Genomic DNA, 13,553 nt, shown 5'->3' on the forward strand with positions numbered 1-13,553 from the left:
CATCGGCCGTTCGGCGCCAGCCCGGAATCCGGGGCGTCGGCACGGTACAATAGCGTCTTTGACCGTCGGCCCGCCGCGCTCCACGCGCCGGCCGCCCTTTTTTCCCGCGCCGCCGTGCCCTGTCCGGCCGCGCCGCCTTACCCGTCCGAAGGATTCCATGAGTCTCAAATGCGGCATCGTCGGCTTGCCCAACGTCGGCAAGTCCACCCTGTTCAATGCGCTGACCAAGGCCGGCATCGCCGCCGAGAACTACCCGTTCTGCACGATCGAGCCGAACGTCGGCATCGTCGAAGTGCCCGATACGCGCCTGAAGGCGCTCTCCGAGATCGTCAAGCCGGAGCGCGTCGTGCCGGCCGTCGTCGAATTCGTCGACATCGCGGGCCTCGTCGCGGGCGCGAGCAAGGGTGAAGGCCTCGGCAACCAGTTCCTCGCGAACATCCGCGAAACCGATGCGATCACGCACGTCGTGCGCTGCTTCGAGGACGAGAACGTCATTCACGTCGCCGGCAAGGTCAGCCCGATCGACGACATCGAAGTGATCAACACCGAACTCGCGCTCGCCGACCTCGGCACCGTCGAGAAGGCGCTCACGCGCTATTCGAAGGCTGCGAAGTCGGGCAACGACAAGGAAGCGGCGAAGCTCGTCGCGGTGCTCGACAAGGTGCGCGCGCAGCTCGACCAGGGCAAGGCCGTGCGCGGCCTCGCGCTGTCGGACGACGAAGAGGCGCTGCTCAAGCCGTTCTGCCTGATCACCGCGAAGCCGGCCATGTACGTGGCCAACGTGAAGGACGACGGTTTCGAGAACAACCCGCACCTCGACGCGGTCCGCAAGTACGCGGAAAGCGAGAACGCGCCGGTGGTCGCCGTGTGCGCGGCGATCGAGGCGGAAATCGCCGATCTCGACGATGCCGACAAGGAAGCGTTCCTCGCCGACATGGGCATGGCGGAGCCGGGCCTCGACCGCGTGATCCGCGCGGGCTTCAAGCTGCTCGGCCTGCAAACCTATTTCACCGCGGGCGTGAAGGAAGTGCGCGCGTGGACGATCCATATCGGCGACACGGCACCGCAAGCGGCCGGCGTGATCCACACCGACTTCGAGCGCGGCTTCATCCGCGCGCAGACGATCGCGTTCGACGACTACGTCACGTACAAGGGCGAGCAAGGTGCGAAGGAAGCCGGCAAGATGCGCGCGGAAGGCAAGGAATATGTCGTGCATGACGGCGACGTGATGAACTTCCTGTTCAACGTCTGACGATTCTTGCTGGATCTCGGTGGCGCTCAGTAGCGCTTGGTGGACGAGTTGGTCCATTTGAAATCAATGGGTTGCGTAAACAATACGGTCTACTGAGCGTTCCTATTGTTCATCGAGATCTGAAAAATTCGAGGGTAGCGTTGGGGGTACTCGTGTTCAACCGTGGGGGTACATCTCCCCGCAGTGGAGTCCAACGATGCCCGAGAATCTACTCACCGACCCCAAGGTCAGGTCGGCCAAACCGACTGATCGAGATTGGAAACTTTCAGACGGCGGGGGTTTGTTCCTGCTGGTCAAGCACACCGGCGGCAAGCTCTGGCGGTGGAAGTACCGCCTGCAAGGCAAGGAGAACCTCTTTGCCATCGGCGGCTTTCCTCAAGTAAGTCTTGCGGAGGCGCGCGCTGTTCGAGAGAAAGCGCGCGCTTTGGTCAAGCAAGGCATCCATCCTGCTCATGAGCGGCAGCAGGTCAAGCAGCGCAACCTGGAAGCACTGAAGGAACGCAAGCGCGCTCGGAAAGCTCGTTCGCCAAGGTAGCGCAGGCGTACCTGGCCGAGATCAAGCCTGTTTTTACGCTCAGTTCCTACCGCACCAAAGAGTCCCGTATCAGGAAGTACCTGTCGCCGACGTTCGACGGGATGCCGATGAGCGACATAGGCGTGAAGCAAATCCGCCCGCTGCTGGAGGAGTGCAAGGCCCACGGCGCGTGGGCGGCCATCCATGTCAAAGGCGATCTTTCAGCCATCTTCGAATTCGCGGTGGTGCGGGGTCTGGTCGAGGCAAATCCAATTCCCAGCCTGCGCGGGCTGCTACGCGTGCCGTTCAGCGAGAGCAAGGCGGCGATGACGCGAGAGCAAATCCAGAAGTTCTATCAGGAGTTACGCGGCTACCGGGGCTATCCGGAAACCTCTTTGTGTCTGCGGTTGATTGCTCTGACGGCTTGCCGTCCAGGGGAAGCGGCGGATGCCGAGTGGGACGAGTTCGACTTTGAGGATGCTCTGTGGCGTCGGCCTGCGGCGAAGATGAAAGCGCGGCGTGACCATGTCAGCCCGTTGTCCACGCAGGCCGTAGCAGTGCTGACGGATTTGCAGTGCATCACGGGCGGTGGCCGCTATCTGTTCCCACACCGTAGTGGCAAGGGCTTCACTACGCCCAACCGGCTGACCTACGCGATGCGCGACATGAACCTGGGCCGGGGCACGACGCCGCATTGCTGGCGGACGACCTTTTCGACTTGGGCCAATGAGAACGGGTACCGGCCTGATGCAATTGAACGGCAGCTTGCCCACGTGGAAAGCAACAAGGTGCGGGCGACGTACAACAAGGCGTTGCTGCTGGATCAGAGAAGGACGCTGTTGCAGGACTGGGCGGACTATCTGAGTGCTGCGGAAGACAGTTGCGCGGCATAGGGAAGAGTTGGCCAGGTGTTGCAGAACGAATGGACAGGAGTGGCCTTTTCCTTTTCTGGATAGGGCCGTTGTCCCTTGAGTGCCGTTCCCTTGCCATTTCTCTTTGCCGAAGGCTGGGCGCAGGCAATGGGGTAAGCAATGAAATAAATGGGGCAATTGTTCATTAATTGCCCTATTTTTTGGATTCATATCGCCCATTTCATCCTCGGGCAGCCATGCCAGCCCCTCGCGACCGGTCCAACGTTCAGGAAATGGGGTAGTCAAACACAGGTAATGAGGCATTTTTCGAGACAATACCCCATTTAACGGCTATGATTACCCTATTTAGATAGCCTGGGTTTACATTTCCATGCACTCGCTTACACCCGAGTACCTCGCCGCGCTTCGCTTTGATGGTACCCAGGCCGCCACGTTGCGCACACTGGGCGAGTATCAGGGCAAGCAGCAGCTCTACGCCGCGCAGTCGCCCGAAGCCCTCAAAGGGCTATGCCAGATCGCGGTGGTGGAGTCCACCGAATCGTCCAACCGGCTGGAAGGCGTTGTCGTCGCACCCTCGCGGTTGAAGTCCCTGGTCATCCGCAACGCAACGCCAAAGAGCCGCTCTGAACAGGAGATCGCCGGCTACCGTGACGCCCTGGCGCTGATCCACGAATCGGCCGCGCACATGCCCTTCAGCGAGGGCGTGGTGCTTCAACTGCACACCCTGCTGTACCGCTACATGCCGCAGGCGGGCGGGCGCTGGAAAGCTACGAACAACGACATCATCGAGCGTCACCCAGACGGCACTTCGCGCCTGCGCTTCCAGCCGGTGGCTGCGCATCGCACGCCGATGGCCATGGCTGATCTGGCCGGGCGCTACGCCACCGCACTGGACCAGCATCTGGCTGACCCTCTGGTGTTGGCACCGCTGGCGATGCTCGACTTCCTGTGCATCCACCCGTTTCCCGACGGCAACGGCCGCATGTCCCGCTTGCTGACCTTGCTGTTGCTCTATCACTTCGACTATGCCGTGGGCCGCTACATCAGCTTGGAACGCATCTTCGAGGACACCAAGGAAGGCTATTACGAGACGCTGGAAGCCAGCTCGCAGGGATGGCACCAGGGGCAGCACGACGTTAAGCCCTGGCTCGACTACTTCTGGGGTGCCTTGCTGCGGGCCTACCGTGAGTTCGAGGAGCGTGTCGGCACCATCGAGCGTGGCCGTGGAAGTAAAGGCGATCGAGTGCGTGCGGAAGTCCTGGGGCGCACTCTGCCGTTTTCGATTTCCGAAATCGAAGAAGCTTGCCCGGGCGTGAGCCGGGACATGGTTCGACTAGTGCTGCGGGCGATGAAATCAGAGGGGTTGATCGAATCGACTGGCAAGGGGCGTGGAGCAAAGTGGCTTCGCATCAATCAAGGCGGTGAGAAATGAAGACTAGAAAAAGTATTTTCAGCCTCGACATCCGCGACGATCACACTTGCGGCAACGTGCCCACGTTCCAGACCGAGGAAATGGCCGCAGGTAGCCAACGCTTCCGCATCGCCAGGGAGGCTAGGCATGTCTAAATCCGAGGCACAGACACGAGCTGACTTGATTGACCAGCAACTCGCGTTATCAGGCTGGAACGTCAAAGACCCCACCCGGGTTGTCGAGGAATTCGACATCCTCACCGCCTTGCCAGTGGGCGTGGCCGAGCCGCGCACGCCCTACGAGGGCCACCAGTTCAGCGACTACGTCCTGCTCGGCAAAGACCGCAAACCCCTGGCAGTGATCGAGGCCAAGAAGACCAGCCGCGATGCCGCCATTGGCCGCGAGCAGGCCAAGCAATACTGCTACAACATTCAGAACCAGCTTGGTGGTGAGCTGCCATTCTGCTTCTACACCAACGGCCACGAGCTCTATTTCTGGGATCTGGAGAACGCGCCGCCGCGCAAGGTGGTTGGCTTTCCCACCCGCGACGATCTCGAACGCTTCGCCTACATCCGTCGCAATCGCAAGCCGCTGACGCAGGAATTCATCAACACTTCGATTGCCGGACGTGATTACCAGATTCGCGCGATACGCTCGGTGCTCGAAGGCATCGAACAGAAGAAGCGCGATTTCCTGCTGGTGATGGCCACCGGCACCGGCAAGACCCGCACCTGCATCGCCATGGTCGATGCCTTGATGCGGGCTGGTCATGCAGAAAAAGTGCTGTTCCTCGTGGACCGTATAGCGTTGCGTGAACAGGCACTGGCCGCCTTCAAGGAGCACATGCCCAACGAGCCGCGCTGGCCCAATGTGGGTGAAAAGCTGATCGCGACGGATCGTCGTGTGTATGTTGCCACCTACCCGACGATGCTCAACATTATCCGGGACGAGGCACAGCACCTGTCGCCGCACTTCTTCGATTTCATCGTCGTCGATGAAAGCCATCGCTCCATCTACAACACCTTTGGCGAAGTGCTGGACTACTTCAAGACCATCACGCTGGGCCTCACGGCCACGCCGACCGACATCATCGACCACAACACCTTCCAGCTTTTTCATTGCGAAGATGGCATTCCCACGTTTGCCTACACCTATGAAGAAGCCGTGAACAACGTGCCGCCCTACCTTTGCAACTTCCAGGTCATGAAGATTCAGACCAAGTTCCAGATGGAGGGCATCAGCAAGCGCACCATTTCGCTGGAAGACCAGAAGAAGCTGATCCTCCAGGGCAAGGAAGTTGAAGACATCAACTTCGAGGGCACTCAGCTTGAAAAGCAGGTGATCAACAAGGGCACCAACACCCTGATCGTCCGCGAATTCATGGAGGAGGCCATCAAGGACGCCAACGGCGTGCTGCCAGGCAAGACCATCTTCTTTTGCGCCACCAAGGCCCATGCCCGGCGCATGGAGGAAATCTTCGACAAGCTCTACCCGCAGTACCACGGTGAGCTTGCAAAGGTGCTGGTGTCGGATGACCCGCGCGTCTACGGCAAAGGTGGGCTGCTCGATCAATTCACCAACAACGACATGCCTCGCATCGCCATCAGCGTGGACATGCTCGATACCGGCATCGATGTGCGCGAAATCGTCAACCTCGTGTTCGCCAAGCCGGTCTACTCGTACACCAAGTTCTGGCAGATGGTCGGGCGTGGCACACGCCTGCTGGAAACCAGCAAGCCCAAGCCCTGGTGCCTTGAAAAGGATGTGTTTCTGATCCTCGACTGCTGGGACAACTTCGAATACTTCAAGCTCAACCCCAAGGGCAACGAGCTTAAGCCGCAGTTGCCGCTCCCGGTGCGGCTGGTGGGCCTGCGCCTCGACAAGATCGAGAAGGCCAGGGACAGCGGCCATGCCGACATCGCTGCGCGGGAAGTCGCCAAGCTCCGCCTGCAGATTGCCGCGTTACCCAAAGAGTCGGTGGTGATCAAGGAAGCCGCCGCCGCGCTGGCGCGGCTGGACGATGACAACTTCTGGACCAGCCTCAGCCACGAGCGCCTTGAGTTCCTGCGCGGAGAAATCAAGCCGCTGTTCCGCACCGTGTCCGAGGCCGATTTCAAGGCCATGCGCTTCGAGCGCGATCTGCTGGAATATTCACTGGCCGTTTTGAGCGAGGAGAAGGAACAAGCCGACACCCTCAAGGAAGGCATCGTCGAGCAGATCGGCGAACTGCCACTCTCGGTCGGCTTCGTCAAGCAGGAAGAGGCGCTGATCCGCGCCGCGCAAACCAGCCACTACTGGGCCAAGGCGGATGAAGACGCCTTCGACGAACTGGTCGCCAAGCTCGGCCCGCTGATGAAATTCCGCGAGCAATCCAGCGGCCAGGAGCAAACCCACCTCGATCTGGCCGATGAGCTGCACAAGAAGGAATGGGTGGAGTTCGGCCCACAGCACGAGGCGGTCAGCATCACCCGCTACCGCGAAATGGTGGAAAATCTGATCGCCGAACTCACTGCGCACAACCCGGTGCTGCAAAAGATCAAGAACGGCGAGACAGTGAGCAGCGAAGAGGCCAAAGAACTAGCCGAACTGCTGCACGAAGAACACCCTCACATCACCGAAGACCTGCTGCATCAGGTTTACAAGAATCGCAAGGCGCGCTTCATCCAGTTCATCCGCCACATTCTGGGTATTGAAGTGCTCAAGAGCTTCCCGGACGAGGTCAGCGCCGCCTTTGACCAATTCATTCGCGCCCACACCACGCTCAGCAGCCGGCAGATGGAATTCCTCAATCTGCTGAAGGGCTTTATCATCGAGCGCGAAAAGGTGGAGAAGAAAGACCTGATCAACGCCCCCTTCACGGTCATCCATCCGCAAGGCATCCGTGGCGTGTTCAGCCCACTTGAAATCAACGAGATCCTGCAGCTGACCGAACGGTTGGCCGCCTAAATAAACGGGCACACCATGCTGCAAAACAACCCCGAACTCAAAAGCAAGATCGACCAGCTCTGGAACAAATTCTGGAGCGGCGGCATCAGCAACCCGCTCACCGCCATCGAGCAGATCACCTACCTGCTGTTCATGAAGCGGCTGGATGAGCTGGACAAGAAGCGCCAGGCCGATGCCGAATGGACCGGCGAGAACTACATCTCCAAATTCACGGGCACGTGGATTCCGCCCGAGGAACGCAACTGGCCAGCCGCGGAACAGCGCCCCATCGAAAAGCGCAGCCTACGCTGGAGCGAATTCAAACGCATGCAGGCCGAAGAGATGCTGCAGCACGTGCAGGGCAAGGTGTTCCCTTTCCTCAAAGATCTGAACGGCGCCGAATCCAACTTCACCCACCACATGAAGAACGCCGTCTTCATAATCCCCAAGCCCGCCCTGCTGGTGGAAGCGGTGAAAACCATCGACGACATCTTCGAGGTGATGGAGAAGGACTCGAAGGAGAAAGGCCAGGCCTTCCAGGACATCCAGGGCGATGTCTACGAGATCCTGCTGTCCGAGATCGCCACCGCCGGCAAGAACGGCCAGTTCCGCACCCCGCGCCACATCATCAAGCTGATGGCCGATCTGGTGCAGCCGCAACTGGGCCACAGGATTGCCGACCCGGCCTGCGGTTCAGGCGGCTTTCTGCTCGGCGCGTATCAGTACATCGTCACCGAACTGGCAAAAAAAGCGGGCGCCCAAGACCTCAAGCTCGATGAAGACGGCTTTATCCGCACATCGGTCGCGGCAGCGCTCACAGAGAAGGCGCAGGCCATTCTGGCCAGCTCACTGTGCGGCTATGACATCGACGCCACCATGGTGCGGCTGGGGCTGATGAATCTGATGATGCACGGCATCGACGAGCCGCACATCGACTACAAAGACACCCTCAGCAAGAGCTACACCGAGGAGGCCGAATACGACATCGTGATGGCCAACCCGCCTTTCACCGGGAGCATCGACAAGGGCGACATCAACGAGCACCTGCAACTGGCCACCACCAAGACCGAGCTGCTGTTTGTCGAGAACATTTACCGCTTGCTCAAGAAGGGCGGCACCGCTTGCGTGATCGTGCCGCAGGGCGTGCTGTTCGGCTCCGGCGGCGCGTTCAAGGCGCTGCGCCAGATGCTGGTGGAGCGTTGCGAACTCAAGGCCGTCATCACCTTGCCCAGTGGCGTGTTCAGACCCTACGCCGGGGTCAGCACCGCCATCCTGCTGTTCACCAAGGTCTGGGGGCCGAAAGACAAGGTGGCGAAACCCGCCACCGAAGACGTCTGGTTCTACGAAATGGCCGCCGATGGTTACTCGCTGGACGACAAGCGCAGCAAGCAGGAAGGCTTTGGTGACCTGCAAGACATCATCGCCCGATACCACGCTCGCAACGCGTCCAGTGACACCAACCGCACCTCAAAGTGCTTCATGGTGTCGCGCACCGAGATTGCGGACGAGAAAAACAACTTCGACCTTTCGCTTTCGCGCTACAAGCAAGACGTGTTCGAAGAAGTGCACTATGACGCGCCGGGCGTAATTCTGGATCGATTGATTCAGGCCGAGGTGGGCGATGTAGACGAGGCGGAACTGACCAAGGTGCAAGGCGGGATTGTTCGCCAGTTGCTGGAACTGAAGGGGATGGTGGGATGAAGGTCGTTCCGCTATCGCAGGTTGCTCAAATAAATCCTCGGCTGCCAAAGGGACTAGAAGATTCAAGAGAAATTTCGTTTGTACCAATGGCCGCAGTCTCTGAAGACGGAGGAATAACTCTCCAGGAGACTCGCAGCTTTGGTGAAGTTAGAAAGGGCTTTACTTATTTCCAGCGGGGCGATGTCTTACTGGCAAAGATAACACCGTGCTTTGAAAACGGGAAATCGGCACTTGCCGACAATTTAGAGCACCCAATCGGATTTGGGTCAACGGAGTTTCACGTGCTCCGAGCTATTCCAGCGAAGGTTGACCCTCGATTTCTATATCACTTTGTGCGTAGCAAGCGGCTGTTGTCTCTTGGTCAGAAGTCGATGAAGGGAGCAGCTGGCCACAAGCGCGTGCCGGCTGAATTTCTAGAGAACTTCGAGATTCCGGACTGGCCCCTCAACGACCAAATCCGCATTGCTCATCTGCTCGATAGAGTGGAAGGGTTGATCGCCCAACGCAAACAACACCTGCAACAACTCGACGACCTGCTCAAGAGCGTGTTTCTGGAGATGTTTGGCGACCCGATTCTGAATCCTCATGGTTTCCCTGTAAGAAAGCTTTCGGAGTTCTATGTCAATCCGAAAGAGGGCACAAAGTGTGGCCCATTCGGGAGTGCATTGAAGAAGGATGAGTTGGTCGATGCGGGCGTGCCAGTCTGGAACATGGACAACATCGCCTCAGATGGACGAATGGCGCTTCCGTTTCGCATGTGGATCACCGCTGACAAATACGGCGAGCTGGCGGCGTACTCGGTGAAGGATGGAGACATCATCGTTTCGCGGGCCGGCACTGTTGGAAAGATGTGTGTCGCTCGCATGAATGAACAGCCTGCGATCATCAGCACTAATTTGATTCGTGTTCGATTAGGCGATGAGTTGCGACCCCTGCACTTCGTTTCATTGATGCTGTACTGCAAGGGACGAGTAGGGCGCTTGAAGACAGGAGCAGATGGCGCTTTTACCCACATGAACACCGGAGTTCTCGATTCACTGGAGTTTCCGTATCCATCCATCGAACTTCAGGACCAATTCGCCGCTGTCGTCGAAAAGGTCGAAGCCATTAAGTCCTGCTACCAACAAAACCTCACCGACCTCGAAGCCCTCTACGGTGCCCTAAGTCAGCAGGCCTTCAAGGGCGAGTTGGATTTGTCGCGGGTCGCCCTGCCTGCCGTACCCATCGAAGGAGACAGCCCCGTGGACGCTGCCGTGCCTGCGCCCATCACCACGCCGGTGATCGAGCTGCCCGAAACCGATTTACTGCTGCCCGCACTCCGAGACCGCACGCAGCTTGCACCGCTGCTGCGTTTCTGGTTGGAGGCCTATCGCACGCAGTTGGGCGGTGCGGCTTTCTCCCTCGAACACTTCATCGCCGCCGCGCAAACCCGGCTGGGCGAACTGCACCCGGACAACGATTTCGAATGGGCTGCCAGCGACTACGAGTCCATCAAGGCCTGGGTGTTCGAGGCCTTGGCCGCTGGTGCCCTGACGCAGGGGTTTGACGACGACGACAACCGCATCGAGCTCAAAGCCGTCGCCGAGCAAGGCCTGGCATGAAGCTGCTGCGTCTCAAGATTACCGACCCCAAAGGTTTTCGCAGCCTGCCCTGCGGGTTTGAGCACCACTTCCGCACCGAGTGGAGCGTGCAGGACGAGCTGGCGCAAGCGAACGACTTTGCGCCCTTCGTTTGCGCTGGGCCCAATGGCAGCGGCAAATCCAACCTGCTCGAAGCGCTGGCGGCGATCTTTTTCCAGCTGGAAGTGCTGCGCGTACGCCGCAGCTTTCTGCCGGAGGCCTTGCAGGACGAGGTGCCGGATGTTTCGCCCGTCGCCTTTGAGCTGGATTACCTGATCCGCATGCCCGCTGAGTACCGCAGCCCCGATAGCCCGCCGTGGGCGAAAGTGGGTGTGTGGAAGAAGGCCGGTGAATCGGTGCGATTTCTTTGGGACAACCAGGGCGACTTCAGCACCGATGTGTACGAGGCGTTCAAGGGCGGACACGCCGATATCCTGCTGCCGCAGTACGTGCTGGGTTATTCCTCGGGCGAGAACGAGATCCTCAGTCTGCCCTTCTTCAAGATGCGTTTCGTGCAGTTCGACGAGTACTGGAATGCACTGACCCGCCAACTGAGCTACCCCGGCCATCCGGAGACACGGCTGGCCTATCTGGACAGCGGATTCAGTCAAGCCATCCTGCTGTGCAACCTGCTGTTTCAGGACGAGGCCACACTGCAGCCCTTCCGCGAGGATGTGGGTATCGACGCATTACGGGAATTCCGCATCATCCTGCGCCGCCGAATTCCCATCGACGCAGTGCAACTGGAAGCCTTCGATCCCGCTGATGAAGATCAGAAGCGCGAGCGACGAAATCGAATACAGGCGGAAGCTCGAACACGCGGACTCTCAGAGTCTGAGATTGGCCAATCAGTTGATGATTGGGTTCGCCGCGAGATCATCAAGGGCAATCCCGCGCTCTCGGAAACTGATGAGCTAGGAAGTACGCGCTATCGCCTGAACTTGCTGCAGTTGCTGGAGGGTGACGAGAAGTCCTCGCTGGTGGTGAGCGCCCTCAAGCGTTGTGCCACGCTCAATTACGTCGACGACGCCACCGATACGCTGGTGCTCGACTACTGGGTCAATGAGGCGACCCGGCAGGCATTCCGCGAGAACTTCGATGGTTCGGCGCTGGTGCTGTTCCAGGCGTTTCAGGTGCTGTTGACGCTCAACCTGTATGCCGTCAGCGATGTTCTGAAGACCGATCTCTATACCTCGGCCAGCCACTACGTCAGCGAGACGGTGCCAACCCTGGCATCCGACCAGCGCATCATGCGCTTCAAGTTCATGCGCTTCACCAAGCAGGGTGTGGCCGAGCCGATGATGCTCAAGGAATTGTCGGACGGCGAGCACCAGTTGCTGCACAGCCTCGGCCTGTGCCTGCTGTTTCGGGAGACCAACAGCCTGTTCCTTCTCGACGAACCCGAAACGCACTTTAACCCCGACTGGCGCGCCAACTTCATCAGCCGCTTGCGCCAGTGCCTGACGGGCCAGGGTGAATTCGCGCAGGAAATGCTGATCACCACCCACACACCATTTCTGATCTCCGACAGCAAGCCGGACAAGGTGCTGGTGTTTGCCAAGGACAAAGCCGGCGGCAAGGTCAGCATCAGCCACCCGCGGTACAACACGCTGGGCGCTTCGATTAACAAGATCACCATGAACACCTTCGGCAAGCGCGAAACCGTCGGCGGCCATGCGAAGGCCTTGCTGGACGCCTTGCGGGCCCGCTTTGAACAGGGCACCGAAGACAAGGAGGCCCTGATCACGGAGATTCACCAGCAGCTCGGTGACTCGGTGGAGAAAGTGCTGTTGATCAAGGCCATTCTTGACAGCGCTCAGTCAGACAATGGGGAGGAGCAGGGCTGATGTTGTTCTCGTATACCTATGTTCCGCATCAGATGGAGAAGATGCAGGTGTTCATTGACTTCATTTTTCATGAGGTCTGGTGCAAAGCACCGGTTGGCTTGGTCTTCCATCCGGACCTTTTTGACGGCAGCCCGGAACTCAAGGAGGTCATGGGCGAGTTCGGCTTTTCCGCGCAAGCGGCAGAGCGAGGAAAGGCGTTTTACAAAGATGTGAAGGCAATCTACGATATCTTCGCATCACTCTCACCGAGAGAGATTGACCAGTTCAAGCTGTGGTATCAGGGCAATAACGATCTGGAAAAAGTCTGTGCCAATGATCCTGCAACGCACCTCGCCCGTTACGCCGACATCGCCGTCAATCACAAAGGCCTTGCAGATCAACTCGGTATCTTCTTCAAGGGACTGTATTCGCAATCGCTTCTGGGTCTCGCTGCACTGCGCGCCAAGATCGGTGATATCGACGATCACTATCAAGCCTTCGTGTCCACCAACAAAACAGGGAAGTGTCCGTTCTGCGGCATAGGCGATATCAAGGGTGAGAATCACAGTAAACGCGAAGCCTACGACCACTATCTGCCGAAAGCGCTATATCCATTCAATTCCATCAACTTTCGCAATCTCGCACCCGCCTGCCACGAGTGCAATAGCACCTACAAGCTGAGCAAAGACCCCGCATACAATGCAGTTGGACGGCGCAAGGCCTTCTATCCGTATGCCGCTGTCAGCCACACCGTTGAATTGCAGGTTGCTTTGCTGCATGCAGACCTCGATAAATTGGGGCCCGCCGACGTCACAATTCAACTCGGTCCTGAGGCATTGGCTGAAGAACTCGACACATGGAAGGACGCATACGGGATTGAAGAACGCTATAAAGCCAAGTTCTGCGCGGAGAACGACGGCAAATACTGGCTGACGCAGGTGCTTGATGAATGCCAGGCGTATGACAAGAAACCCGCCGATATCCTGGCTATGCGTGCCCAGCAGGCTCAAAGTCAGCCATACGCCGACTGCAATTTCCTTAGAAAGCCTTTTCTTGATGCTTGCCAGCAGGTTGGTGTTCTTTGATGGAGCTTAGGCAGCCTACAAGTCGGCTGCGGATCTTTGGAGGCTTGGGCTTGAATCAGTTTCCCAGATAGATTGCTGTCACTTTCATCCTCTCATGCCCAAGTTCATGACTGATCTGCTGCCGGGCGTGTCGGTCGGCCAGGCGCTGTGATAGGTCGAGTTGAGCCGTGCTGGGCCCACCTGCTGCCGGTGACTTGGTAATACCCCCGCTTTTAACGCGAGTCAGAAGTAGAGGCTAAGCGGCCATGGCCAGCCGCTGTTTTGGCGTTACGCCACCAAGGCCCATGTTGGGGCGCTCATGATTGTATTGCCACATCCATTCCGTGGCGAACTGCTGGATGTGCTCAA

Annotated in this window: 10 protein-coding genes and 1 pseudogene; 9 read left to right on the top strand and 2 right to left on the bottom strand. The window is 58.6% G+C overall.

Translation table 11 applies throughout. The features are described 5' to 3' along the window. Nucleotides 1-157: 157 nt before the first annotated feature. The 9 genes from ychF to GQ57_RS34560 all read left to right on the top strand — a co-directional run bounded on the left by ychF (nucleotide 158) and on the right by GQ57_RS34560 (nucleotide 13,205). Nucleotides 158-1,252, top strand: a complete 1,095-nt coding sequence (ychF, locus tag GQ57_RS34525) for a redox-regulated ATPase YchF (protein ID WP_031400926.1) — start codon at nucleotides 158-160, stop codon at nucleotides 1,250-1,252. 196 nt (nucleotides 1,253-1,448) lie between these two features. Further along, nucleotides 1,449-1,787 carry an Arm DNA-binding domain-containing protein gene (locus GQ57_RS43990; protein ID WP_235215176.1) on the top strand — a complete coding sequence of 113 codons (339 nt, stop codon included), beginning with the start codon at nucleotides 1,449-1,451 and terminating at the stop codon, nucleotides 1,785-1,787. Between the two features lie 20 nt (nucleotides 1,788-1,807). Continuing rightward, nucleotides 1,808-2,659 (top strand): tyrosine-type recombinase/integrase, encoded by an 852-nt coding sequence (locus tag GQ57_RS34530; protein ID WP_437341009.1) that lies wholly within the window; start codon nucleotides 1,808-1,810, stop codon nucleotides 2,657-2,659. Nucleotides 2,660-3,008: 349 nt separating this feature from the next. Then, entirely contained in the window at nucleotides 3,009-4,070 is a 1,062-nt protein-coding gene (locus GQ57_RS34535) for a Fic family protein (protein ID WP_034200211.1), read from the top strand. A gap of 126 nt (nucleotides 4,071-4,196) precedes the next feature. Next, nucleotides 4,197-6,995, top strand: coding sequence for a type I restriction endonuclease subunit R (locus GQ57_RS34540; protein ID WP_034200212.1), 2,799 nt, complete (start codon nucleotides 4,197-4,199; stop codon nucleotides 6,993-6,995). A gap of 15 nt (nucleotides 6,996-7,010) precedes the next feature. Further along, nucleotides 7,011-8,675, top strand: a complete 1,665-nt coding sequence (locus GQ57_RS34545; RefSeq protein ID WP_034200213.1) for a type I restriction-modification system subunit M — start codon at nucleotides 7,011-7,013, stop codon at nucleotides 8,673-8,675. Further along, on the top strand, nucleotides 8,672-10,276 hold the full coding sequence (locus tag GQ57_RS40790) for a restriction endonuclease subunit S (protein ID WP_081896837.1): 1,605 nt from the start codon (nucleotides 8,672-8,674) through the stop codon (nucleotides 10,274-10,276). The genes GQ57_RS34545 and GQ57_RS40790 overlap by 4 nt, the downstream gene beginning before the upstream one ends. Continuing rightward, nucleotides 10,273-12,141, top strand: coding sequence for a restriction system-associated AAA family ATPase (locus tag GQ57_RS34555; protein ID WP_034200214.1), 1,869 nt, complete (start codon nucleotides 10,273-10,275; stop codon nucleotides 12,139-12,141). The genes GQ57_RS40790 and GQ57_RS34555 overlap by 4 nt, the downstream gene beginning before the upstream one ends. Continuing rightward, on the top strand, nucleotides 12,141-13,205 hold the full coding sequence (locus GQ57_RS34560; RefSeq protein WP_034200215.1) for an HNH endonuclease: 1,065 nt from the start codon (nucleotides 12,141-12,143) through the stop codon (nucleotides 13,203-13,205). Before GQ57_RS34555 ends, GQ57_RS34560 begins: the two co-directional genes overlap by 1 nt. 55 nt (nucleotides 13,206-13,260) lie before the next feature. Here the strand turns inward: GQ57_RS34560 and GQ57_RS44490 are convergent. Both GQ57_RS44490 and GQ57_RS42540 read right to left on the bottom strand, forming a co-directional pair. Further along, nucleotides 13,261-13,401, bottom strand: a pseudogene (locus GQ57_RS44490) (integrase domain-containing protein); the annotation flags it as partial. A 39-nt stretch (nucleotides 13,402-13,440) separates the two neighbouring features. Further along, on the bottom strand, nucleotides 13,441-13,553 hold a 113-nt coding region (locus GQ57_RS42540), incomplete at its 5' end, for an integrase core domain-containing protein (protein WP_152603396.1).

The organism is Burkholderia sp. MSh2 (assembly GCF_000731655.1).
GTDB lineage: Bacteria > Pseudomonadota > Gammaproteobacteria > Burkholderiales > Burkholderiaceae > Burkholderia > Burkholderia paludis.